The sequence below is a fragment of the Gardnerella greenwoodii 00703Dmash genome (genome assembly GCF_000263635.1).
Lineage (GTDB): Bacteria > Actinomycetota > Actinomycetes > Actinomycetales > Bifidobacteriaceae > Bifidobacterium > Bifidobacterium greenwoodii.
On record NZ_ADEV01000009.1, the window covers coordinates 41,084 to 64,759 of the forward strand.

The window sequence follows — 23,676 nt, forward strand, 5'->3', positions numbered from 1 at the left end:
TTTGGTTTTCAGTCTTATAGTCTGACGGTTGTTTTACAAAACAAAAAAGTCTTGCTGATTTCTCAGCAAGACTTATTTCGTGTCCGGAGCGGGACTTGAACCCGCACGCCTGTACAAATAGGCACTAGCACCTCAAGCTAGCGCGTCTACCATTCCGCCACCCGGACAGGTGTTTTAGACAACAGATAAGACTATAACATCTTTTTTGAGTCTTTGCTTCGGCGTGTTGAAAAATTTATGCTTTTTTGTTCTAATAAAGCATAAATTGCCTTATATATGCCTTATATTAAGCCATTCTTCGCTGCAAAATTTACGTCGCTACTTGGTTGAAAATCAAGAATATTAACCTGTTTATTTGTTGTATTTCCTTTTAAATCAACGAATGAATGCTGTGGAATAGTGGAAGTGTCATGGTTTGGGTAGTCTCTTCTAAAGAATGATCCGCGTGACTCATGCCTACAAAGCGATGCCTTTAATACGGCTTGTGCAAGCGTTGACATATTGCTTATTTCCCATATTGCTGTAAGTTCTTGATTAAAAATCAAATCTTTACTATGAAGCTTTAAATTTTTTATTTTCGGAAGTAATGACGTTTGTATTTCTTGTAAAGCTGATTTAAGTGACTTTTCATCACAAGATATTGCAGCAGCTTTTTCCATAATTGTTCCAAGTTTTGAAAATAGTGAATAAGGATTATTTCCTTCGCTTGTATCTGCAGAGTTACTTAAGGCATTTATATTATTTTCGATACCATCTTGCTCAGAATTATCTTCTTTAGTAAGCGTTTTAATCTCAAAATTTTTTTGATTATATAATTTTTCTAGTTCTGTGCATGTTTCGTTGCACTCACTATTTTTGTTGCACTCGTTATTTTCGTCGCATTCGCATTTGCTGCTAGAAATAATATCGCTAAGTTCTTTTGCCATTGCAACGCCAGCGCGTTTTCCAAAAAGGCAAGCGTCAAGCAAAGAATTTCCTCCCAAGCGATTAGCTCCATGAACTCCAACACAAGAACATTCACCAGCTGCGTATAGTCCTTTAATAATAGTTCTATTATTGTTGTGCCACTTGTAAACTTCGCCATTTAAAGTAATAGGTATTCCGCCCATTGTGTAGTGAGCTGTTGGACGAATAGGAACTAAATCTTTAGAAGGGTCAATATTAGCGTATTGTTCTATTGTTTCGTTAACTTGCGGCAAAACTTCTTTAATGCGGTCTTTGCCAATATTTGTCATATCTAGCCAAATGCAATCGCATTTTGAGTCAGCATTACAATCGCTTGTAGTATCTTTAACACCGCGGCCTTCGCGAATTTCATTTTCAATAGCTCGAGAAACAATATCTCGCGGGGCTAAATCTTTATGAATTGAATCATAATTTTTCATAAATGATTCGCCATTGGAATTTTTTAATACTCCACCTTCTGCTCTAGCTGCTTCAGAAAGTAGCATTCCAGTATGTCCAAGACCAGTAGGGTGGAATTGTATAAACTCGCAATCTTCAATCTGCAAGCCTGCTTTCAAAGCTAATGACATTCCGTCGCCTGTTAAATCCCAAGAATTTGATGTTGTAGAAAATAATCTTCCAGCGCCGCCTGTAGCAATAAGAACTAACTTTGCGCGCATAGAGCGCAATTTACCTTTTGTAAGATCAAAAGCTACAATGCCTTCAACTTTTTGCGTTTCTTGATTTATTGCAATATCTGTAACATATAAATCTTCAATAAAAGAGATATTTTCAGCAACGCATTTTTGCCAAAGACTATACAAAATTTGATGACCGATTCTATCTGCAGCAAAAGCAGCACGCGCAACTGGTTGCTTACCAAAATTGGCAGTATGACCGCCAAAGCGACGCTGGTTAATATGACCATCTTTTGTGCGAGAAAAAGCTACGCCATCATGTTCAAGCTGAATAACTGTTTCGTAAGCCTCTTTTGCAAGCAGCTTAGCCGAATCCTGGTCGCTTAGCCAATCTCCACCATGAACAGTGTCATAATAATGCCACTGCCAAGTATCGTGTTCAACATTTCCGAGGCTTGCAGCAATTCCACCTTCTGCTGATCCGGTATGAGATCTTAAAGAAGGTAGTTTAGAAATCACTTTTATTGAAGGAGATTTTCCTTGTTTTTTCAATGCCTTGTATTCGCAAGATTGAACCAACCCAAGTGCTGCAGACAGTCCTGCTGCTCCGGCTCCAATAATAATTGCATCGTAGTATTCGCTTGATTGCATACTCTTATTTTCTCATAAGCATAGTCTTGCGGAATGCGTGTTACGCCACTTTTTGCTGCTTTATAATAAAATCTTCATTTTTTCTAAATATTGTTCCCTCCAACTCTAAAAGCGCAATCGCTCCGGAAACTTCTGCAATAGACGGAATTGTGCCTAATTTTTCTTTCTCGTACGAAAGCTTAATAATTTCATAAATGCTATCAATGTTTGCATTTTCACGTTTGCGCTTGCATGTAAGAATCGCATTAATAATATGCTGTTGTATTTCAGCATAATTTTCTGATTCGCTTGAATTTAAGACTTGCTTTTCCTGAATATTGTAAGTTTTATTACTAGTAGCAGAGTTGTTAAAAGAGTTGCTTTCCGCTGTTGTTTTACTAATAGCAGTTTTATTCAAAGCTCCAGCTATGTAATGGTGAGATTGTGGGAAAAGAATATCAGCATCTTGTTGGCTGCACACCATTATTGCTTGTGAATCGTGAATAATTTTATTGCACCCAGCGTTATGCGGTCGATTGATGTCTCCTGGGATTGCATACAACTCGCGGTTTAAGTCTGTGGCCCATGTTGCAGTATTCAAAGCTCCTGATTGTAGTCTCGCTTGTGCTACAAGAACTTTTGAAGATAATGCTGCAATAATTCGGTTTCGTAGTAGGAATCTGTGCCCGACTGGAGTTGTGTCAGGGCACAATTCGCTTATGCAAGCACCGCCCTTTTCTATAATTTCATCAAAAAGCTGAGAATTGCTTTGTGGACCCATATGGTTCAATCCGCCTGCAAAAACTGCAATTGTTCTTCCGATTGGTTTGTTTTCTCCGGCGTCTGTTTGAGCGTCAATTGCACCCCAGTGAGCTGCTGCATCAATTCCATAAGCGCCGCCAGAAATAATAGTATGCCCTTTTGAAGCGCAGTCGTACGCAAAACGATACGCTAATTCTCTTCCGTAATCTGTGCAAGATCTAGATCCCACAATTGCAAGCGGATTATGGCATTGAATAAGTGCTTGAGGGTTTCCAATACCCCACAGGCATAATGGTGGAGAAAAGTGGCTGTGAAAAGCCAGGTCTTGTAATTGCTTTGGCCAATACTTACTGTGAGGCGCAATAATCCACTGCTTTCCTGAATTAGTGAACCAGTTACATAATGCGTTTGGCTCCCAAGTTGGTAGATGTGTTAGTCTAACACACCATTTTGCAAGAGTGTGGTGTAGTGCTTCTAAAGTTTGCGTATTGTTGTTGTCTCTGTACCCCCATGACTTTAATCCCTTATTAAAATACGATTCTAAAGTTGTTATTGAGTGGTGTTTGCTTATGTGCTTCCACATAGTAGATGTTAACTGTTGGCTTTTGCTGCGCTTGTCTTTAGACAAGCTAATATTATCCGCGTTTTCTTTAATAGCTTCTTCAATACTTTCTTGACCGGTTTCTTCGCAAGTTTCTTCACTAATAATAGGAAGTTGCATTTGTTGAGCAGAAGATTCTTGCTGTTGAGCTAGGAAACTTTTAACAATAGGATGCAGAAGCTTTACAATATCGTTAGCATGCTGCGCTCCAAGTAAAAGCGTATACATAATAGCGTCTGCTCCTTCTAAGCAGAACGTTAGTATTGCGCGAGAAAGTGTTTCCTCGTCAATTTCAATAACATTATCAATGCTATTTTCGCAATTTTTATTATTTACATTATTAAGATTGCTCATATTCGTGTCCTTAAACTAATAGCCTGAGCCATGTCTGTCATGTCTGGGGAAGTATGTCCAGAAAGATCTGCTAACGTCCAAGCAAGTCGCAACGCTCTATCCGCTCCTCTTAAACTCAATTGGTGTTTTTCTAATGCTCTATTAATAAGCCCAACAGCCTGTTTAGAAGTGTATTTTCGAAGCCATGTTCCGGAAGCTTGAGCATTGCAATCCCAACCTTGCTTACTGAAACGAGTCCTAGCTACTTGACGTGCTTCTGTTACATTATTGCGCATCATTTCACTTGTAAGAGTTGTGCTTGATTCTTCACTCGGTCCGTGAACTTGATTGTTTTGGTTTGGTATAACAATTCTTTCCACAGGTGGAACATCCATTTGAATGTCAATGCGATCAAGAATAGGGCCGGAAAGTCTAGAAAAGTATCTAGCGCGTTCTCGCTCTTTGCACGTGCATCGCTCTCCGTTTCCATACGCGTAGCCGCAAGGACAAGGATTTGCTGCAATAACAAGCTGGAATTTAGCAGGATAAAGCGTAGTTCCTTTTGAGCGTGAAATAGCAATATGTCCGGATTCTAGTGGCTCTCGAAGTGTTTGCAAAACTCTTGGTGAAAATTCTGGAGCTTCGTCCATAAACAGCACTCCGCAGTGTGCGCGAGTGATAATACCAGGTTTTGCAACTCCTGTTCCGCCTCCAATAAGAGAAGCTGCTGAAGCTGTATGATGCGGTGCTTCAAATGGTGGAATGTCACTAATGCCGTAGTAGGGTAGAGTTCCGCATAGCGAACGTATTGAAGCAACTTCAAGCTGTTCTTGTTCATTAAGAGGACACATAATGCTTGGTATTCGAGATGCGAGCATGGTTTTTCCGGATCCTGGAGGGCCAATCATCATAACGTGATGCCCTCCGGCTGCAGCAACTTGAAGAGCCCACTTTGTGTGTTCTTGCCCAATAACTTCGCACATGTCTCCAATCTCATATTTTGAATTAACTTGTAATGGTGAAGCACTTTGATCTTCTAATATTTCAGAATGCTCATTATTGGTATTGTCTTTCCCATTTCGTTCTAAAACTTGCATGTGCTTATAAACTGGGTCTTCTTCAATGAGTTTTAGTGACTCTTCTTGCAAAGTTCCATGCAATTCGGTTACTAAATCATAAATATGATGTATTCCAATAGTCTCAATACCTTCTACTAATTGCGCTTCCGCAAGATTTTCTTGAGGAATAATCATGCGCTTAAAATGCTTCTTTTTTGCGTAAAGAGCAATAGGAAGCATTCCTTGTATTGGAAGAACTGTGCCATCAAGATTTAGTTCTCCTAAAATAACGGTATTTTCAAGTTCAGAAAGTGGAATATATTTTTCGGCGCTTAAAATACTTGCTGCAATAGCAAGATCGTATGAAGATCCACTTTTAGGCATTGAAGCAGGAGATAAGTTTACTGTTACTCTACCTTCTGGCCATTTGCAGTGTAAAGCATGATGAGCTGACTTTACTCGTTCTCTAGCTTCGCTTAGAGAAGTGTCTGGAAGTCCTATTATTGAAAAGTTTGGCATATTGCCAGACATAAATGCTTGAAGTTTAATCGTAAAAGCTTTAAGTCCAATAAGTCCAACTGATAATGCGTTTCCAATACTCATTAGAATGCTCCTGGAATATGCGTGAATTGAATATTGCTGTTGTTATCTATTTCTTCTAGCGCTTGAATCATGCATGCAGAATCGCTATACGTGTATTTGTTTATAACAAGAATTGATACTGCATCAAAACGAATACGGTATCTAGGTATGTCGGTGCCGAATTTTTCTATCCACTGCATGCCTGCTTTACGCAATTTACTACGTTTATCTTGGTTGATTGCTTCAAGAGGTGTGCCATATTGGACGCTTCGTCTAGTTTTGACTTCCACAAAAACTAACTTTTGTTCCGGTGTAATCATAACTAAATCTAATTCTCCTTGACGCGAATGCCAGTTCCTGTCAATAACATGCCAACCTTGTTGCATTAGGCGCAAAGCGGCGTATGTTTCTCCCAGTTTTCCAAGCTCTTTGCTGTCAACAGAGTCTGATTGAAGATCTTGCGAGACTTGCTCAAGTTTTGAGTGCAACAATTCTTGTGCCGTCTCATAGTCTTCAATGTATTCCATTGGAATAATTTCGTTGTCAATAATTTGTTTTTTAATAGCCATATAGCCATTTTCATAACTTGTTTTAATGTAATCCAGATTTTTATTCCATTGTGGATAAAACATTTTCTCTGCGTGTTTATTTAGTTTATAAAATGTATTTCTAGAAAATTGTTATTTAGATAGTGCTTAAATATTTAGAAAATTTCTATATCATACTTAAGTATTACTTGCAGTGTTTTTTATTAAAAGTTCAATCTTACGTACGATGGTAATCAGCTGTATTTTTCCGTAAATTTAAGTATTAGCAGTAGATAACTATGCGATTACTACTTTTTAAGAAAAGGAGCAGTTATGAACAGTCCGTACGAAACAAGCTCATATGAGCAAGAAAATGCTTTAGATTTTAGAGCAGATTTTAATCAAAACTTGATTGGCGAAACTGCGGTTGCAGCTTTGCATGTTGTTAAAGATTTTGGCAAGGGTGCAGGAATTGTTCACGCTTTGCGAGATGTAAGCGTAAGTTTTGAGCGCGGCAAGTTTACGGCGATTATGGGTCCTTCTGGTTCTGGAAAGTCAACTTTAATGCATTCCTTGGCTGGTCTTGACAGTGTTAATTCTGGAAAAGTTTTGGTTGATGGCCTTGATATTACAGGCATGAGCGATAAGCAGCTTACACTTATGCGTCGCGAAATGGTTGGGTTTATTTTCCAAAGTTTTAATCTTCTTCCAATGTTTAGCGCTGAGCAAAATATTCTCATGCCTCTTACTTTGGCGGGCAAAAAGCCAGATAAGCAATGGTTTAATACTTTGGTTAATACTCTTGGCTTGCAAAATCGCTTAAAGCATAGGCCTGCTGAGCTTTCTGGTGGCCAGCGCCAACGCGTTGCAATCGCTCGAGCTTTAATCTCTAAGCCTTCCGTAGTTTTTGCAGACGAGCCTACCGGAAATCTTGACTCTGCTTCCAGCTCAGAAGTTTTGCATTTCTTGAAGAAGTCCGTAACTGAGCTTGGTCAAACTGTGATTATGGTTACGCATGATGCTGTTGCAGCCTCTTATTCTGATCGAGCAATCGTGTTTGCAGATGGTCAAATCGTTGAAGATGTGCAAAATCCTACTGCAGAAGGCATGAGCAAGATGCTTATGGAACGCAGTGAGGCTGGTATTAGTAATCAGTCTGCTCAATTGCAATAAAAGGTGGTGAAGTTAGAATGTGGAAAATCGCGCTAAAACTTATGCGTAAAAGCGTGCGCATGCTAATCGCCTCTGGAATTGCAATTCTTATAGGCAGCATGTTTATGAGCGCTACTTTGCTTTTTGTAAACAGTGTTGACGACTTGATGGTTCGCAATGCAACGGAAGAATTCCATAGCGCAAATTATGCAATCTCATCTAAAAGCTCTAACAGTTCTCCGAATAGTGGAATTCATTATAAAGACCTTCATTTAGACGAAATATCGAAGATGCCTGGTGTCAACGGTATTCGTAGTAACGATGCGACTGCGCTTGTAAGAGTAGAAAAAGGTGATAAATCAGTTACGAGCGCTGCTTGGTCTAGTGGTTTGTATGGAAATCTTCCTGTGTATAAATCAACAGAAGGTAGAGATCCGCAAAAAATAGGCGAAATTACGCTTATTAAAAGTATTGCTAAATCCATACATGCAAACATTGGCGATACTATAACTTTGGTTAAAGTAGATGACACTGGCGGAAATAAAGAAAAATCGTACGATGTTCGTGTGGTTGGTCTTGTTGACGATGGAGAACATTCTCAAATACCATTTTCAAATCGCGGCATATATCTTGGCGGCGTAACGAACGATTTTTGTGCAAAACTCAACAATCTTAAGAATTTTGATGATCAAGTTGTGCAAAGCAAAGTGTATATGAGCATCGATGAATCTAAAATAAACGATTTATCTCCTAAGATTAGTGCTTTGCTTCCAGAGCAATTTTCTCTTATGTCTAGGCATGATGTTGGTGTAAGAGCTGTTCGAAATGTGTCCAACGGCACTAATTTTGTGACTATGTTCTTGCTATCTTTTGGTGTTCTAGCATTGCTTATTTCTTCGCTTGTTATAGCAAACACATTCCAAGTGTTGGTCGCTCAACGCAGACGAACTCTTGCACTTTTGCGCGTAATTGGCGCACAATCGCACCAGCTTTATGCGGCAGTTTTGCTTGAAGCTGCAATACTTGGAGTTATTTCTGCGGCTGTTGGCGTGCTTTGCGCAATCGGATTTATGGGCGCAATTAGTAACTTGAATATTAATTCTGGGCCATTATCTAAGATTCCTTTGATTGTTTCGCTTCCAGCGGTTGTGTGGCCAATAGTAATTGGCGCGATTGTAACAGTTCTTGCATCTATGGGTGCTGCGCGATCTGCTACAAAAGTAACGCCTATGGAAGCGTTGCGACCAATGGATTTGATTAAAGATAAGCGTGCAAGCATTCTTCGCTCTGTTTTTGGCGTTCTATTTATTGTTGTAGGTATTTTATTTACGGCTTTAAGTGCTACTTCTTTGGCAAGCATGATTGCTCAGCAGTCGCCTAATGCTGGTGCTGACTCTTGGAGAACTTTGCTTGTGGCAGTTTTTGGATGCGCGCTTGTGTTTATTGGAATTATTATTACAGCAACATTCTGGATGCCGTTTGCTATGAAGGCAACTGGCGCAGTTATGGCACTTTGTGGGCCTGCTTCTAAAGTTGCCAACGCAAACGTGCAAAGAAATCCTAGAAGAGTTGCTGCAACTGGAACGGCTTTGCTTATTGGTGTAACGCTTGTTTCTACGGTAGTAACTGGCGCAATCTGCGGTAAAGCAACTCTTAAAGGTGTTGTTGATGACCGTTACAGTGTTGACATTATTATTCAAGGCAAGAATGTTGACGAGTTTTTAGCTGCCGATATTTCAAAGATTAGTGGAATAAAGCATGCTGAGTTGCTTCCTGCAGTTCCTATGACTTTTAAGAACGCTAAGGGCAAAACTGAGTATGCTATGACAGCTGGAGTTGATAATGTAGATCAGCTTCGAAATGTAATGCACACTGACCTTGATGGCGTTAACATAAACAAGGATTCTGTGCTTTTGCCTAAGTTTAATGATGAAGGTGGAGAGCCTTTTGACCTTAAAAAAGGAAACCTTAATCTGCAAGCTTACGTAGAAAAGTACAGTTCTGGTGAAACAGACAGCAATAATATTACGCCATTTACCGGCATGAATACAGACCCGAGTAATAACGATAAGAGCATTACTGTAAAGCAAGTTCAGTTTAAGACTTATAGAAATGTTGGTGTGTATTCAAATAATACTGCTTTTGTGAGCAAATCCTACTTCAATAACTACCTTAAGCCTACAACGCATATGCTGCTTATTTCGGTAGACTCTAGCAAAGCTAATCTTGTAGATATTGCTAAAAACATTCAAAATGTTACATCTAGCTATGCGGAGGTTATGGCTACTGGAAGCGTGTTTGAGCGAGCAAAGTGGGAGAGTGCTATCGACGCAATGATGATGGTACTTGTTGGCTTAATAGCAGTAGCTGTTGTGATTGCTTTAATAGGCGTTGCAAACACATTAAGCTTGTCTGTTATTGAGCGAACCAAAGAATCTGCAACTTTGCGCGCAATAGGCATGACAAGGGGACAGGTTAGAAGGTCTCTTGCGTTGGAGGCAACGTTGATTTCCTTAACAAGTACTGTTTCGGGCTTGATTGTTGGAACAGCGTTTGGATGGATTGGATCCTACATGGTGTTTAGCGTAATTGGCAAAGTTCCGTTTGTAGTTGATTGGACTATTTACGCGGTTCTTGCTTTAATCGCTTTGCTTGCAGCTCTTCTTTCCAGCGTGCTTCCAGCTCGTAGAGCAGTGAAGTCTTCGCCAGTAGCTGCGCTCGCGGAGGACTAAATTTCGCAAAAACTATATGTGAAAGATAGTTTGTAGAAGTTAATTTGCAGAAAAATAAAGATAATGCCGGTGTGTAAATTTTACGTGTCGGCATTATCTTTTTTCTAAGCGTTTTTCGACACGCAGAAAAAATTTGTATTATCGTTATTATTTTTTTATTAAAATGTACGCATAATTATGCGAAGATTATAATATTATGTATAAAAATAGCATTTTTTATTAGAGATATTCAAAAATAATACGATTATTATTCATAATGACAAGTTTTGCCGGAAATTTTCCGAATAAATAGCGTTGAAAATGTATTTATTTCTTTGTTATGCTCAAAATGACTGCTGACGTAAGTTAGACATGAAGGCCGCTACGAGCAAGGAGTAGAAAATATGGTAACGGTCAATAAAAAATCTGCCGCAGCAATTGCAGGAATCTTATTGTTAATGCAAAGCCCAATGCCAGCGTGGGCGCAAGATGCTGCTGATGAAGTACAGAGTGTACCAGCTCAAACAGAGGCGACTAAAAAAGCGTCTACTGAAGAAGCAATTGAAAAAGCTGAAGAGCAAGTTCAGCAATTAGAAGATCAAATTGAAGCGTATAAGAAAAAAGTCGAAGAATTTGACAATCTTTTAAATAAAATCTCTGAAACTGAAAAAACACTTGAAAACGCTGAGAAAGATAAAGCAAAGGAACTTTCAGAAGCTGAGAATGCATTAAAAATGGATTCCGAAGCTGCAAAAGCAAAGGTTGCAGAATTTGAAAAATCCAAAAAAGAAAAAGAGAGTAATCTTACTGGATTAAAAGCAGCATATGAATTTTTAAAAGAGCAATATGATAATGCAAAATTAGCTCTTGACGATTTGCAAAATAATGAAGAAGAAAAAAGTGAAACAACAAAAAGAGCTGCAGCTAACATAAAACAATATGAATCACAGATTTCCGATCTTCACAAAGAAGTAGATTCTCTTAAGGAATCTATTGCAAGTGATTCTGCTCAAGTTAAAGAGCATGAAACAAAAATGACTGATTTAGAATCTGCGTTAGAAAAAGCTGTTAAAGAAAATAGTGGTGATATTGATTCTATAAATAATCAGCTTAAAAAAGTTTCTGATGATCAAAATTTGCTTTTTAAAAAAATAGAAGGGAATAGGCAATCTGTTGCTGCTAAAGAAAAAACTGTGAAACAATTAGAGACCCTTTTCAAAGCAGCAAAGCAAGAATTTGAAAAAGCAGATGAAGAACTTAAAAAGATTAAAGATCAAATTGATAAGTCTAAGAAAGATGTAGCCAATAAGCTTGAAGCTTCTAATACTAAAGATTCTGAAGCAAAGAAAGCAGAGTCTGAAATAAAGCTTCTTAATAATATTATTGAGAACTATAAGTTAGTTGGCAAAGATAATGAGCTAAGCCAAAAAATTAACTCCTTAAAAAATGGTGTCGAGGGTGCTAAAGCAGCTAAGAAAAATCAGATTGATGAGAGAACTGAGAAAAGTGATTTAAAGAATAAAGCTGAAGATTCTTTAAAGGAAGCAGAAAAGAATCTTGAGGCAGCTAGAATTAAAGTTACTACTCTCAAAGCTCAATTGGAACAGGAAAAAGCTCAAAAGAATCAGCAAAATAGCAGCAGTTCTGCTGGCAATAATGATGCCAAAGAATCTGAAAAACAGACTGCTCCTATTGCGCCAGCACCTTCTGAGTCTGAATCTAAAGAGCATGTTTCTCCAGTACCAGCACCTCCAGTAGTATCTGCTCCGAAAGTAGCTGCTCCTGCTCCTGCAGTACCTGAAGCTAAGATTCCAGCTCCGTCTGTTAACGCACCAGCTATGCCACCTGCTTCTGTTGTTCCATCAGCATCTGTTGCTCCTGCAAACCCAGTAGTGCCAGCAGTTCAAGTTGAAGATAATTCAGCTCCTGCTGTTTCTGAAGATGCTGCAGATAAGCAGTCAAAGCCTGTTGAAAGCAAGACTGTTGAATCTGCAAAGCCTTCTGCAAAGCCTTCTGAATCTAATGTTGCTAAAGAAAACGCTAAAACTGCAGAAAGTGCTGAAACTGCCGAAAATGATGATGTTCAGGATCGTCCTGCTAACGAAACTGACGAAAAGATTTCGGATACTGAAAGCGAAAAGCCACAAGCTCAAGCTAGCGCTACAGCCGAGAACAAGTCTTCTGGCAATATGCTTAGCACTATAATGTTGGGTGTTTTGGGTGTGCTAACCATTTCTGGTGCATCTGCTGCAGGCGTAACATTTATGCGTCACCGCCGTGCTCCTAAGGCCTAAAGCTTGTAAAAAATACTAGATAATTTAAATCTAATAAGATAATAATCTAAATTTGCGGCTATTAATGCATAATGCACGAATAGCCGCATTTTTATATGTTTTGGCTCATTCATTACGGCTTAACTAAGCCATTTTCGTAAGCAAAAACTACAGCCTGCACGCGGTCTCGAGCATCGATTTTTCCTAAAATATGCGCAACATGAGTTTTAACTGTTGGTAAGCTAATAAATAGTTTGTCAGCAATTTCCTGATTTGAAAGTCCGTGAGCAATTTCAACAAGAACTTCGCGTTCTCTATCAGTAAGTTCTGGAATAGCAGAATTCTCGCACGCGCAGCTTTGTGTTTCTTGTGCAGTTGAATTTACTTGTGTAGCAGAATTTGCTTGTGCAGCCGAACTTTCTTGCGCATTGTAATTTGCAGCTCTATTTGCTGTAATATTTGTTGCTACTTTGCCTTGCTGAATCATATTTTCAATCAAACGCTTCGTAGCAGTCGGAGCAATAATTGCGTTTCCTTGATACACCGTTCGTATTGAATTAAGCAAGGTTTCAGGTTCAGTATCTTTCAAAAGGAATCCGGAAGCGCCCGCATGAATTGCAGCCATAACATATTCATCAAGGTCGAAAGTTGTTAGAATAATAATTCGAGTATTTTCGTTAGTTTTTTGCTGCAGAATCTTGCGAGTTGCCTCCAAACCGTCCATTACTGGCATGCGAACGTCCATAAGAATAATGTCTGGATTCTGGCTTTTAGAAAGCTCCACAATTTGTGATCCGTTAGAAGCCTGAGATACAACTTGCATATCTTGCTGTGAGTTAATTACCATGGTAAAGCCTGCGCGCACAAGCTCTTGATCGTCTGCTATAGCGACTCTAATTACTTCATTGTTCTCCATATTTTCCATAGTATCAACTTACTATTGCTTATTTATAGCGTTGTGTTGAATTTGTTCATCAAGTGGGGCAGCAGGGCGAATAGCAATCTCAGCTACATTTGCAGTATTATTTGCTGAATGAACGCTTGAACCTGTTTCTCGCAAAACTCCAAGCAATTTTCGCATATATTTCAGTGCCGAACGACCTTCATCTCCAATATTTTTGAAAGCTTTACTAATTTCTTCACTTTGCTCTTGTGGCTTCTCCGTTTCTGTTGACTCTGTATTTTCTGCATTACTATTTGTTTTTTCGTATTTATTTAGCATATCAATTCCGCTATTTGCGGCATCGATTACTTTATGCAATGTAATAGCAACTTTTTGCTGAATATTTGAGCTAAGTCGTTGCCTTTCTGCGTTAGCTGCAAGCACTTCTAGCTGTTTTTGCTCTTGCTCAAGTTCTGTTCTGCGCGCTTTTAGAAGCAGCAAATTATTGTCATCATTTCTGCGGTAATAAGCAAACGCAATAACTGTAAAACAAATTATTGCAACTATGAAACCAAAAACTAATCCAACGGACGCAAATTGCATAAAGTCATAAAAATTGGTTGTGGCAATATTTGATGTAAAGAATCGTATTGGAGTTTCAGTTTGTGGAATATTTTTTGTAGCAATACCAATTTTTACGGCGAAAATAGCAGATTCGGCAAGCACTACTGCGCTAACCCATTGCCATGCGCGTTTTTTACCGTAGAGCACAGCAGCGTAAATAATGTTCGGTATGAAAAAATTAGCGAATAAAATATCAGGCAAGAGTATAAGCTGTATTGCAGAAAATACTGCTGCAACAATTGCGCATGCGGTTGGAGCTTTTCTGCGAAACATGAATGGCACCATGGTTGTAAGAGTAAATACTTTATAAAGTATTTGTAATGAAAGCGAGTTGGAATATTGTGAAGACATTCCAACTCCAACAATAAAATCGTAGGTTGGCAGAAAGAGCATCATAACAACCCAAGGTGATGCATAAATAATGTCTCCAATAAGCCAATGTTGTTCAAACCATTGTGATACTTTCTCAATTCTATTTTTTGAAGTATTTGCTTCTGGTAAAACGTATGGCAAAACGTTTGATGAGGTTGGAACATTTACATCTGCTGGTTTCACATTTGCCGGTTCTGCTTGCGCCGCCGATTCATTATTAACTTTTGCATTCTTATGAGTAACGTTATGAATACTATTTAATACAGAAGCAGTACTGTTCGACTGGTCTGCGCTGTAGGAATATGGAATAAAAGCAACAATACTAAACGTTCCATCATTCATTTTTCCATAATCAAGCGTTCCCTGAAGATTTTCAATTCGCTCTTTCATGCCAATCAAACCATAACCGTTTTTATGTGGCGCACCGCTATTTTGCTCTTGATTAGCTTCGATTTTGTGTATTTCATTTGTAATTTTTAGTGTTAAGCCTTGGTTGTTCCACTCTTCATGAATGTTTACTTTAACGCATTCGCCTGCATGCTTTCGAATATTAGTAAGTGCTTCTTGAATAATTCTATATGCTACAGTTTGCGCATTTTTGTTGAGTTTATTAGAAGAATTTATGCCATCAACAGTGTGCCAAAAAATATTTTTAGGAGATGCAATTTTTGCTTGCTCAATAAGAGAAGGCACATGATTGAAGTCCAATTTACCCGATGGAGCATCTGTTAAAGCTTCTAGAAGTCGGCGCATGTCGTGAACGGCGCGCTCGGCTTCGTTTTTAATAATATGCATTGTTTTTTTAGCAAGCGAAATATCTTTGGTTGCTGCATAACGACCACCATCTGCTTGCACAATAATAATAGAAAGCGTGTGAGCAACAATATCGTGCATGTCTCTGGCAATTCTTGCGCGTTCTGCAGTAACAGCAATATGCTGAGCTTTCTTTCTGTACGCGCGAATAGCATTATTGTGATCTTGTAAAAGTTGAATAGTATGCACGTGAGTGCGCTGCCAGTAGCCAATAATAACCGTAATAGTGGTAATAATAATCGCAAAAATTATTGAAGGAATTGCAAAATTAAGTATATTTGAAACGCAATTTTTTATGTTACTGCTATTTATATTTCGTACACTGCAAGTATAACTAGATTTCGAATGATTATTGCCATATATTGGTCCCATTACAGCATTCCACGATATTATTGCGCAAGATAATACTGTTGTTACGTAGGCTGCAATAACAAAAGCTTTTGAATGTTCTGGATTTCCTCGCGCAATAGCGTTAACAAGCAGTACGAAACCAAAGAAATCAGCAAAAAGTTGAGTAGGACCAAATATTACTTGCACAATGCAAATAACAATAAAAATAGTAGCCGCTTGTTCAGGCCATAGTTTTCGTACTGAAAGTAGTAATGCAACAACAATATTTGTAAGCGCTACTGTAATTAAAGAACTTTGTGTCAAAAAGCCATCAACGTTGCTTATAACATAGCGATTGCTTGAAAGTATAAAAAGAATAAATGGAATAATACCCCATAATATATCGTTTATCGTAAGCTCGGTGCGTAAGCGTTGTATAACGCTGCAAAACATATGAGATATTTTCATATTTACTAGGCTAGTGCATAGTACTTTATAGAACAATCGAACTTGAGTATGATTTATAAATAGAGTGTGTGATTGATAGTTGCAATGTAGCACGCAAATAAAGAAATATAGAATGGAAAGGAATACGCATGGCATTACTTAATACTTATTATGTTCCTGGATTGCATGTTGAAGAGCGTGCGATTGACGTTCCGCTTGATTGGGAAGGAAATACTCCTGGCGGAGCTATTAAAGGCGAAAAAATTCGATTGTTCTGTAGAGTAGTTTGCTCTCCTGAACATGTACATGACGATTTACCGTTGCTGGTCTTTTTGCAAGGCGGACCTGGTGGGCAGTGTCCTCGTCCGCTTTCACCTTCTAGCGATGGTTGGATCCAAGAGGCTATTAAGCATTTTCGCGTAGTTTTGCCAGATCAGCGTGGTGTTGGGCGTTCTTCAAGAGTAGATGCTTCAACTATGAAGCGAATGGCAGACGACGGTGTAAGTGTTGAGAGACAAGCCTGGTATTTGAAGCGTTTCCTGGCTGATTCTATTATTCGTGATTTTGAGCATTTGCGTCTTACTGAGTTTGATGCTAAGCCGTGGGTTTCTTTAGGGCAAAGTTATGGCGGATTTTTAACGCTTACTTATTTGTCGCTTTTCCCACAAGGCTTGATTGCAAGCTTTACAACTGGTGGTATTCCTCATGTTCCAGCAAATGCGCGTGAAGTATACGAGCATACTTTCCCACGCATGGCTCGAAAAACAGAGCAATTCTATGAGCGTTATCCGCAGGATGTTGCTCGTGCTGCTGCTATTGCAGATCGTATTGCGCAGGGTGATGTTGTGCTTCCAAATGGCGAGAAGCTTACGGTTGAACGATTCCAAATGTTGGGCTCTTCCTTTGGTATGAAACCAAGTTTTGAGCGAGTGCACTGGCTTCTTGATTCTGCGTTTGCAGATGGTGATGGTTCTTTGAAAGCGTTTAAGCATGGTGGTGGAGCTTCTGCTGGAAGTTTAAGCGACGAGTTTGTGTACGGTGTAATGGATTCAACGGCTTCAAGCCCGCTTTATTGGCCTCTGCAAGAATTTATTTATGCTGACGGTGAATTAGAGCACCCAATTTTGTGGGCTGCCCAGCAGGTTAGGGAAACAATGCCAGAGTTTTCTGGTTCTGCACGTCCGCTTCTTTTTACGGGCGAAGCTATGTTTCCTTGGATGTTTGATCAAGAAAAAGCTTTGCAGCCATTCTTGCCAGCAGTTGACTGCTTAATGAGCGACAAGCAGTTTGGCAAGATTTATGATCAAGAGCAGCTTGCTAATAATGAAGTTCCATTACAGTCTGCAGTCTACTTTGACGACATGTATGTTGATTCTGGTCTTCAGTTAGATACGCTTTCTCGTATTGCAAACTCACATTATTGGACAACGAATGAGTTTGAGCATGATGGTTTGCATGGAGATGTAGTATTCCGTCATCTATTTGATGAGGCTTTAAATCGCGGTGATTTAGAGGGAATTTACAAGCGTTAATAAGCTGTAATTCTTAAAATTTGCGTGTTTGTATCGTCTAATATAGCACTATTTGATATGCTATACATCTGTTTGAGTAATAATTTGCGTAATAAATAGTGCTTTATTTATGAAATGCACCAAAAGGGGATTATGAATGAGTAGTGGAACATTCGGTACTGTTGGCTTCATAGGCTACGGCAATATGGCACAAGCAATTGCTAAGGGTGCTGTAAATGCAGGCGTATTGCAAGGCGAAAATATTGTTGCATGTGCTCGTAATTTTGAAAAACTTGAGCGTAACACTTCGCTTATTGGCGCTCGCGCTATGCGCACTGCTAAAGAAGTATGTGAAGCAAGTGACGTCATTATTGTTGCTGTAAAACCTTATCAGATTTCTGAAGTTCTTAAACCTATTGCTGGTCTTATTGACGAACGTGGTACAGCTATTATTTCTGTTGCAGCCGGCTGGAATCTTGAGCGATACAAGGATTTGCTGGGCAATAATGTTCATGTGCAATGCATTATTCCTAATACTCCTATTTCGGTAGGTCAAGGAGTTACTTTAGCTGAGTCGAATAACACTCTAACTGACTCTCAGCTTTCTATGTTTAACGCTTTATTTGAGCCAATTTCTTTAGTAGAGAGAGTGGATGGCGAAAATATGAATATTGCAATGTGCATTTCTAGCTGTGCTCCAGCTTTTACAGCAATGTACATGGAAGCGTTGGGAGATGCTGGAGTGAAGTACGGTTTGCAACGAGATTGTGCTTACCGTTTGGCTGCAAAAATGATTGAAGGAGTAGGCGCGTTATATATGAACGAGCGTACTCATCCAGGGATTATGAAAGATGCAGTGTGCTCTCCTGGAGGAACTACTATTCGTGGCGTTGCGCAGCTAGAATCTCGCGGATTTAGGGGAGATGTAATTTCTGCAGTGGATGCCATAGAAAATATAAAGTAAATAAAATCAAGTTGTGTCGGCTTTCCCGGCGCTGGTCTAAACTAGGTTAATATGTCTTTAACTATTGGAATTGTTGGATTGCCAAACGTGGGCAAATCCACTATGTTTAATGCTTTAACTCGCAATAACGTTTTGGCGGAGAATTATCCGTTCGCAACTATTGAACCAAATACTGGTATTGTTCCACTTCCGGATCGTCGACTTCCAGTGCTTGCAAAATTAGTTAATACCGAAAAGATTGTTCCAGCAACAGTTACTTTTGTTGATATTGCAGGCATTGTTAAGGGTGCTTCCGAGGGTGAAGGTTTGGGTAATAAGTTCCTTGCTAATATTCGCGAAGCAGACGCAATTTGTGAAGTTGTGCGCGCTTTCAACAATGACGATATCGTACACGTAAACGGAAAAGTTGATCCTGCTGACGATATTGACACTATTAATACTGAGCTTATTCTTGCCGATATGCAAACTATTGAAAATGCTCTTCCGAAGTTGGAAAAGGATTTGCGTGGCAAGAAAGTTACGCAAGAATATGTTGATGCAGTGAATAAAGCTAAGGAAATTCTTGCTTCTGGCAAGACTATTGACCAGGCTCATAACGAAAAGCTTATTGATAAAAACGACGTGTATGATTTGCACTTGCTTACTGCTAAGCCGTTTATTTACGTGTTTAACGTGGATGATTCGGAGTTGGCTGATGAAGATTTGAAGTCTAAACTTTCTGCATCTGTAGCTCCTGCAAAAGCAATCTTCTTGAATGCTCAGTTTGAGTCCGAGCTTACAGAGCTTGACGAAGCTGACGCTCGCGAAATGCTTGAGGATGCTGGTTTGAAGGAATCTGGTTTGGATCAGCTTGCGCGCGTGGGATTCGATATTTTAGGTCTTCAAACTTACTTAACAGCTGGTGTTAAAGAAGTTCACGCTTGGCAGATTCATAAAGGTTGGACTGCTCCTCAAGCTGCAGGCGTTATTCACACTGATTTTGAGCGCGGATTTATTAAAGCAGAAATCGTATCTTACGATGATTTCGTTGAGGCTCAAGGTTCTATGGCAAAAATTAAGGAAGAAGGCAAGCTTCGCCTTGAAGGCCGAGACTACGTTATGCAAGATGGAGATATTGTTGAATTTAAATTCAACGTGTGATATTTCTGCGAATTAAACGAAATTTTGTTTTTCAAGCGTTGCTACTAGTAGTTTGCTGTTAAACTATTAGTAGCAACTTTTTTATTTTTATAACCGGAGATAGTGATGCAATTTATTCGTGACTTTGTTAGTGATATACGCAAATGTGCGCGATTTTTTGCAAAAATGCGCAGATGGTGGATTCGTAGTTCGAAAACTATGCGCTATATATCTGCGAGCATACTTGCAATATTGATAGTAATTTTCCTGTTATTTGTTGGTTTTGAAACATCAAATGTGCTTTCTACTACGTATCAATACGGTGTGCAAGCACGTAAAAATGCGCTTATTGAAAAGATCAAGAATAATTGCGGCGGTAGTGAAAATAGCAGTAAGAGAAAAAATCTAAATAATATTTATAAGTATTGCAATAAAAATTCTTCTAAAAAAGCTAATGCTAAATCTGATTTTTGGAAGTATCCTACAGGGGGAGCGTACCCTAATCTTACTGGAATAAAGGTTTCTGACTTACATATTGATGTAAATCTTAAAAAGCAGCGCGTATATATTATTGCTAAAGGAAAAACTGTTTATTCAATGATTATGAGTTCTGGAATAAATGACTCTACTCCTCATGGCGATTATCATATTAACGGCATGCGCAACAAGCATTTCTACAATCAGAATGAAAAAGTTGGCGCCGACTATTGGGTAGGTTTTATTGATGCAGAATACTTGTTCCACTCTGTGCCAACTAACCATGAGTTTGGAAATTATATTAGGTCTGAAGGTATGAAGTTAGGAAAGCCTGCATCTCATGGTTGTGTGCGTTTAAGCGTTGCGGATGCAAAATGGTTTTATGAAAATATTCCTGACGGAACGTCTGTTCATATTGGATAATCTTGCAAAAACTGTATAAACGCAATATTTAAGTAGTCTGATTTAAGTAATTGTTTAAATGTTGCAAATAAAAAAGAGGGCCCTCGTTTGGAAGGCCCTCACATATTCATTTTTTAGCAAACTATTCTTGAAATATTTTGTTTAGAAGAATAGTACAGCAGCCAAACAGGCTAATACTACCAAAACAATAGAAGCTAGGAAGCTTGCAAGGAAAGCAGTGCGACCCTGTTTGAAAATAACTTTGAAGTTTACGTTAATTCCAAGAGCTGCCATTGCCATTCCAAGGAAAACGTATCCTGCTTCTACAAGAGTTGATGCGTGAGCTGTTATGAAAGGAACGTAAGTTCCAATAACGGATGCTGCAATAAAGCCAAGCATAAACCATGGGAAGCTAATCTTATGCTTTCCGCCATTTTCAACTTTGCTGTGACGAGCATTCCACCAGATTGCAATAAAGATTGATGCTGGAACGAGCATAAGAACTCGTGAAAGTTTCATGATTGTTGCAACATCGATACTATCGAATGCTCCGCCAGCTGCAACAGCATGTGCGATTTCATGAAGTGAGGCACCTGCTGTAATGCCAAGCTGCTGCTTAGTCATGCCGAAGTGAGGAAGAATGAAGATTTCAGCAAGAGCGTAAATAGTGCCCATAATTGCAACTGTTGCAACGGCCATAACTTCGTTCTGCTCTTTTTCGTCTTCCTCTTCTGGAAGAACAGGCATTGATCCAGAAAGACCCATAACTGCTGCAGCACCACAAATACTTGTGCCTCCTGCAGTAAGCATTGCGAGCTGAGGATTTACCTTCAAAAGTTTAGCAATGTTATAAGTTACGTAAACCATTACTGCAACTAACACGGCTGCAATAGGCAAGCACTTAATGCCCTTGGTAAACAAATCGTGCAAATTCAGCTTAAAGCCGAGGAGAATAATGCCAAGACGAAGAAGCTTGTTTGCAATCAAGCCGGCAGCGCTTTTAACGCCTGCGCGTCGTGAATCATTATTCTTTTTGTATGCGTGCAATGGCAGCTGCAGAGCCATGCCAACGAGCAACGCAATAATAAGAGCACCCAGAAGTTTTAAGCCTGGGTATTGCTTAAGCCAGCTACCAATAAAGGAAGCTAGAAGCGTCAATACGGCAATAAGAGCCATATCGATGGTGCAGATTTTCTTTTTCCATGTATTAAAGAAATTAACCATTTAGCTCATTATTCTCTCACAATCGGACAAAAGTGAACATAAATTAAAAAATTAAGCAAATTTTATATAATTTTGCTGCAAATAAACGCGACACGCTGACATAAAATCACATAATCGAACATAACACACCGTTATCTATCTTTAAGAGTGGTGCATTTGATATTGCATTTTGAAAATACAATGCCATTATAGATATGTATGGAAAAGGTGGCAGCTTTGAGTAAATATACGGTAAAGATTAAGCGAATTTATGAAATAGCTGATGAACATGATGGTTTGCGAATCTTAGTGGATAGGCTGTGGCCTAGAGGGGTAAGCAAAGAGCGCGCTCAGGTTGATGAGTGGTTCAAAGATATAGCGCCGAGCACTCAATTGCGAAAATGGTTTAATCACGATCCTGAACGTTTTGAAGAATTTGCGCATCGCTACGCCGAAGAACTTGATGCAAACCGTGAAGCTGTCGATATGCTTACTGCTTTGTTTACTAAATACTCAACAGTGACTTTGTTGTATGCTGCTAAAGATCCAAAAGTGAATCACGCGTTAGTTTTGCAAGAATATCTGCAAAACTTACTTGCGTGATTTTAGTTCTTTCTTAAACATAAGTGAGTAAGTGTAAACTTCGGTTGGTGCTTTTTGCGCTCTTTTCGACACACCGATTTTGCTTGATATTTCAACAAAAATAAAAAGTAGTTTTATGATTTTCTACTTATGTTCGACACATATCTTTTTGCGCGTTAGAATTTCTCTTTGGCATATGGGTCGGTGGTGTAATGGAGACCCCCAGAAGCTGCCATCCCAGCGCTCGGCGAGTGCTTGTTTTTTTTTTAACGACACTCGTTTACATACCTCTTGCAGAACTTGTTTTTACGAGGAGAAGAAATGAATTCTTTGTTTACATGGCAGCGTCACGGTGACGGTAAGACTTTGCGTCCTGGCGAAGTAGTTGAGCCAGATGAACGCTTAACTTGGATTCGCACCGCTGGTATTGGTGCTCAGCATGTTATTGCAATGTTTGGCGCCACATTCTTAGTGCCTATTTTAACGCACTTTGATCCGTCGACTACTTTGATGTTCACAGCTCTTTCGACGGCATTGTTCTTATTGATTAACGCAAATAAGCTTCCTAGTTATCTGGGAAGCTCTTTTGGTCTTATAGCACCTGTTATGGCTGTAGCTTCAGCTAATAAAGGCATTGCTGTTGCAAGCTTTGGCATTATGTGCACAGGTATTTTGCTTGCGCTTATTGGTGTGCTTGTTCATTTTGCGGGCGCTAAGTGGATTGACATTATTATGCCGCCTGTTGTAAATGGTGCAATCGTTGCAATTATTGGTTTTAACTTAGGCCCAGCCGTTTGGAATAACTTCCAAAAGGCTCCAGATACGGCTTTGGTGACTTTGGTTGCAGTTATGCTTATTGCAGTAATCTTCCGCGGTCTTCTTGGACGATTGAATATTTTACTTGGCGTTCTTGTTGGCTACGCGTACGCATGCTGGCGCGGACAAGTTGATTTTAGTCAGATTGAGAATGCTTCTTGGATTGGTTTCCCTAAGTTCCACACTCCACAAGTAGATTTCTCAGTTCTGCTTATGTTCTTGCCTGTGGTTCTTGTTTTGATTGCAGAAAATGTTGGTCACGTTAAGTCTGTAGCTCAAATGACTGGTCGAAATTACGATGACAAGATTGGTACAGCTTTGTTCGCCGACGGTTTAGGTACTGCAATTGCAGGTTGCTTCGGTGGCTGCGGTACAACTACATATGGTGAAAACATTGGTGTTATGGCTGCAACAAAGGTTTACTCAACAGCAGCTTACTGGTGTGCAGCAGCGTTTGCTTTTATCTTGAGCCTCTGCCCAAAGTTCGGTGCGGTTGTAAACTCCATTCCAGCCGGCGTTTTGGGTGGTGTAACCACTTTGCTTTACGGCATGATTGGCATGATTGGTGTGCGCATTTGGGTTGAAAACAAGGTGAACTTCGACAAGCCAGTTAACATTATGATTGCTGCAATCGTTATGATTATTGGTATTGCTAACTTCCAGTTTGCTGTTTCCGGAATTCAGTTCAACGGTATTGCGATTGGCACTGTTGTGGTGTTGGTTGTATACCATCTGATGAAGGCTATTGGTAAGCTTACCGGAACTATCGCTAAAGATGATCCAGATGTTGCTTAGCTTTAAATGCTTACATGATTTAATTTAATCAAATCAGGCGCGTTCGCTACTTTTGCGAGCGCGCTTTTTTGTAATTACTTTTGACTACACAATATGTAGATTGGGAATAATTAGTATAGTATTATT

At 39.4% G+C, this 23,676-nt stretch carries 16 protein-coding genes and 1 tRNA gene; 9 read left to right on the forward strand and 8 right to left on the reverse strand.

The window, feature by feature from the left end; all coding sequences use genetic code 11:
• Positions 1-80: 80 nt before the first annotated feature.
• The 5 genes from NG78_RS02060 to NG78_RS02040 all read right to left on the reverse strand — a co-directional run bounded on the left by NG78_RS02060 (position 81) and on the right by NG78_RS02040 (position 6,118).
• Positions 81-167, reverse strand: a tRNA-Leu gene (locus NG78_RS02060).
• Positions 168-281: 114 nt separating this feature from the next.
• Positions 282-2,234 (reverse strand): FAD-binding protein, encoded by a 1,953-nt coding sequence (locus tag NG78_RS02055; protein WP_004134854.1) that lies wholly within the window; start codon positions 2,232-2,234, stop codon positions 282-284.
• Positions 2,235-2,274: 40 nt separating this feature from the next.
• On the reverse strand, positions 2,275-3,930 hold the full coding sequence (dprA, locus tag NG78_RS02050; protein ID WP_004134856.1) for a DNA-processing protein DprA: 1,656 nt from the start codon (positions 3,928-3,930) through the stop codon (positions 2,275-2,277).
• Complete coding sequence (locus NG78_RS02045; protein WP_004134857.1) at positions 3,927-5,570, reverse strand: YifB family Mg chelatase-like AAA ATPase; 1,644 nt, start codon at positions 5,568-5,570, stop codon at positions 3,927-3,929. The genes dprA and NG78_RS02045 overlap by 4 nt, the downstream gene beginning before the upstream one ends.
• Positions 5,570-6,118, reverse strand: a complete 549-nt coding sequence (locus NG78_RS02040) for a YraN family protein (protein ID WP_029600163.1) — start codon at positions 6,116-6,118, stop codon at positions 5,570-5,572. The genes NG78_RS02045 and NG78_RS02040 overlap by 1 nt, the downstream gene beginning before the upstream one ends.
• A 291-nt stretch (positions 6,119-6,409) precedes the next feature.
• Between NG78_RS02040 and NG78_RS02035 the strand changes: the two genes are divergently transcribed.
• The 3 genes from NG78_RS02035 (at position 6,410) to NG78_RS02025 (ending at position 12,233) form a co-directional block, all read left to right on the forward strand.
• Positions 6,410-7,249 (forward strand): ABC transporter ATP-binding protein, encoded by an 840-nt coding sequence (locus NG78_RS02035; RefSeq protein WP_004134859.1) that lies wholly within the window; start codon positions 6,410-6,412, stop codon positions 7,247-7,249.
• Positions 7,250-7,266: 17 nt separating this feature from the next.
• A complete protein-coding gene (locus NG78_RS02030; RefSeq protein ID WP_004134860.1) occupies positions 7,267-9,960 on the forward strand; it encodes an ABC transporter permease in 2,694 nt (897 codons plus the stop codon).
• A gap of 383 nt (positions 9,961-10,343) precedes the next feature.
• Entirely contained in the window at positions 10,344-12,233 is a 1,890-nt protein-coding gene (locus NG78_RS02025) for a chromosome segregation ATPase (RefSeq protein ID WP_004134861.1), read from the forward strand.
• Between the two features lie 112 nt (positions 12,234-12,345).
• Here NG78_RS02025 and NG78_RS02020 read toward each other — a convergent pair whose 3' ends face one another.
• The gene (locus tag NG78_RS02020) at positions 12,346-13,137 is read right to left on the reverse strand and encodes a response regulator (RefSeq protein WP_004134863.1); all 792 of its coding nucleotides are present in this window, start codon (positions 13,135-13,137) and stop codon (positions 12,346-12,348) included.
• Positions 13,138-13,149: 12 nt separating this feature from the next.
• Entirely contained in the window at positions 13,150-15,702 is a 2,553-nt protein-coding gene (locus tag NG78_RS02015; RefSeq protein WP_019260958.1) for a sensor histidine kinase, read from the reverse strand.
• Between the two features lie 128 nt (positions 15,703-15,830).
• On the opposite strand from NG78_RS02015, the gene NG78_RS02010 reads away from it, so the two are divergent.
• The 4 genes from NG78_RS02010 to NG78_RS01995 all read left to right on the forward strand — a co-directional run bounded on the left by NG78_RS02010 (position 15,831) and on the right by NG78_RS01995 (position 20,175).
• Complete coding sequence (locus NG78_RS02010; RefSeq protein WP_004134865.1) at positions 15,831-17,213, forward strand: alpha/beta fold hydrolase; 1,383 nt, start codon at positions 15,831-15,833, stop codon at positions 17,211-17,213.
• A 136-nt stretch (positions 17,214-17,349) separates the two neighbouring features.
• The gene (gene proC / locus NG78_RS02005; protein WP_004134866.1) at positions 17,350-18,156 is read left to right on the forward strand and encodes a pyrroline-5-carboxylate reductase; all 807 of its coding nucleotides are present in this window, start codon (positions 17,350-17,352) and stop codon (positions 18,154-18,156) included.
• Positions 18,157-18,207: 51 nt separating this feature from the next.
• Entirely contained in the window at positions 18,208-19,296 is a 1,089-nt protein-coding gene (gene ychF, locus NG78_RS02000; protein ID WP_004134867.1) for a redox-regulated ATPase YchF, read from the forward strand.
• A 303-nt stretch (positions 19,297-19,599) separates the two neighbouring features.
• Complete coding sequence (locus NG78_RS01995; RefSeq protein WP_230454152.1) at positions 19,600-20,175, forward strand: L,D-transpeptidase; 576 nt, start codon at positions 19,600-19,602, stop codon at positions 20,173-20,175.
• 141 nt (positions 20,176-20,316) lie between these two features.
• Here the strand turns inward: NG78_RS01995 and NG78_RS01990 are convergent, their stop codons facing one another.
• Positions 20,317-21,378, reverse strand: coding sequence for a YeiH family protein (locus tag NG78_RS01990; RefSeq protein ID WP_004134869.1), 1,062 nt, complete (start codon positions 21,376-21,378; stop codon positions 20,317-20,319).
• A gap of 198 nt (positions 21,379-21,576) precedes the next feature.
• Between NG78_RS01990 and NG78_RS01985 the strand changes: the two genes are divergently transcribed.
• Together NG78_RS01985 and NG78_RS01980 are read left to right on the forward strand one after the other, a co-directional pair.
• Positions 21,577-21,960: a DUF488 domain-containing protein gene (locus NG78_RS01985; protein WP_032834814.1), complete on the forward strand. Its 384-nt coding sequence runs from the start codon at positions 21,577-21,579 to the stop codon at positions 21,958-21,960.
• A gap of 300 nt (positions 21,961-22,260) precedes the next feature.
• Positions 22,261-23,550: a uracil-xanthine permease family protein gene (locus tag NG78_RS01980; protein WP_004134871.1), complete on the forward strand. Its 1,290-nt coding sequence runs from the start codon at positions 22,261-22,263 to the stop codon at positions 23,548-23,550.
• Positions 23,551-23,676 lie beyond the last annotated feature (126 nt).

Bases quoted from the DNA above. Each gene is read 5' to 3' on its own strand.
- NG78_RS02015 (WP_019260958.1), bottom strand. From the start codon at position 15,702: ATGAAAATATCTCATATGTTTTGCAGCGTTATACAACGCTTACGCACC.
- NG78_RS02035 (WP_004134859.1), top strand. From the start codon at position 6,410: ATGAACAGTCCGTACGAAACAAGCTCATATGAGCAAGAAAATGCTTTA.
- NG78_RS01990 (WP_004134869.1), bottom strand. From the start codon at position 21,378: ATGGTTAATTTCTTTAATACATGGAAAAAGAAAATCTGCACCATCGAT.
- NG78_RS01980 (WP_004134871.1), top strand. From the start codon at position 22,261: ATGAATTCTTTGTTTACATGGCAGCGTCACGGTGACGGTAAGACTTTG.
- proC (WP_004134866.1), top strand. From the start codon at position 17,350: ATGAGTAGTGGAACATTCGGTACTGTTGGCTTCATAGGCTACGGCAAT.
- NG78_RS02040 (WP_029600163.1), bottom strand. From the start codon at position 6,118: ATGGCTATTAAAAAACAAATTATTGACAACGAAATTATTCCAATGGAA.
- NG78_RS02055 (WP_004134854.1), bottom strand. From the start codon at position 2,234: ATGCAATCAAGCGAATACTACGATGCAATTATTATTGGAGCCGGAGCA.
- dprA (WP_004134856.1), bottom strand. From the start codon at position 3,930: ATGAGCAATCTTAATAATGTAAATAATAAAAATTGCGAAAATAGCATT.
- NG78_RS02030 (WP_004134860.1), top strand. From the start codon at position 7,267: ATGTGGAAAATCGCGCTAAAACTTATGCGTAAAAGCGTGCGCATGCTA.
- NG78_RS02020 (WP_004134863.1), bottom strand. From the start codon at position 13,137: ATGGAAAATATGGAGAACAATGAAGTAATTAGAGTCGCTATAGCAGAC.
- NG78_RS02045 (WP_004134857.1), bottom strand. From the start codon at position 5,570: ATGAGTATTGGAAACGCATTATCAGTTGGACTTATTGGACTTAAAGCT.
- NG78_RS01985 (WP_032834814.1), top strand. From the start codon at position 21,577: ATGGAAAAGGTGGCAGCTTTGAGTAAATATACGGTAAAGATTAAGCGA.
- NG78_RS02010 (WP_004134865.1), top strand. From the start codon at position 15,831: ATGGCATTACTTAATACTTATTATGTTCCTGGATTGCATGTTGAAGAG.
- ychF (WP_004134867.1), top strand. From the start codon at position 18,208: ATGTCTTTAACTATTGGAATTGTTGGATTGCCAAACGTGGGCAAATCC.
- NG78_RS02025 (WP_004134861.1), top strand. From the start codon at position 10,344: ATGGTAACGGTCAATAAAAAATCTGCCGCAGCAATTGCAGGAATCTTA.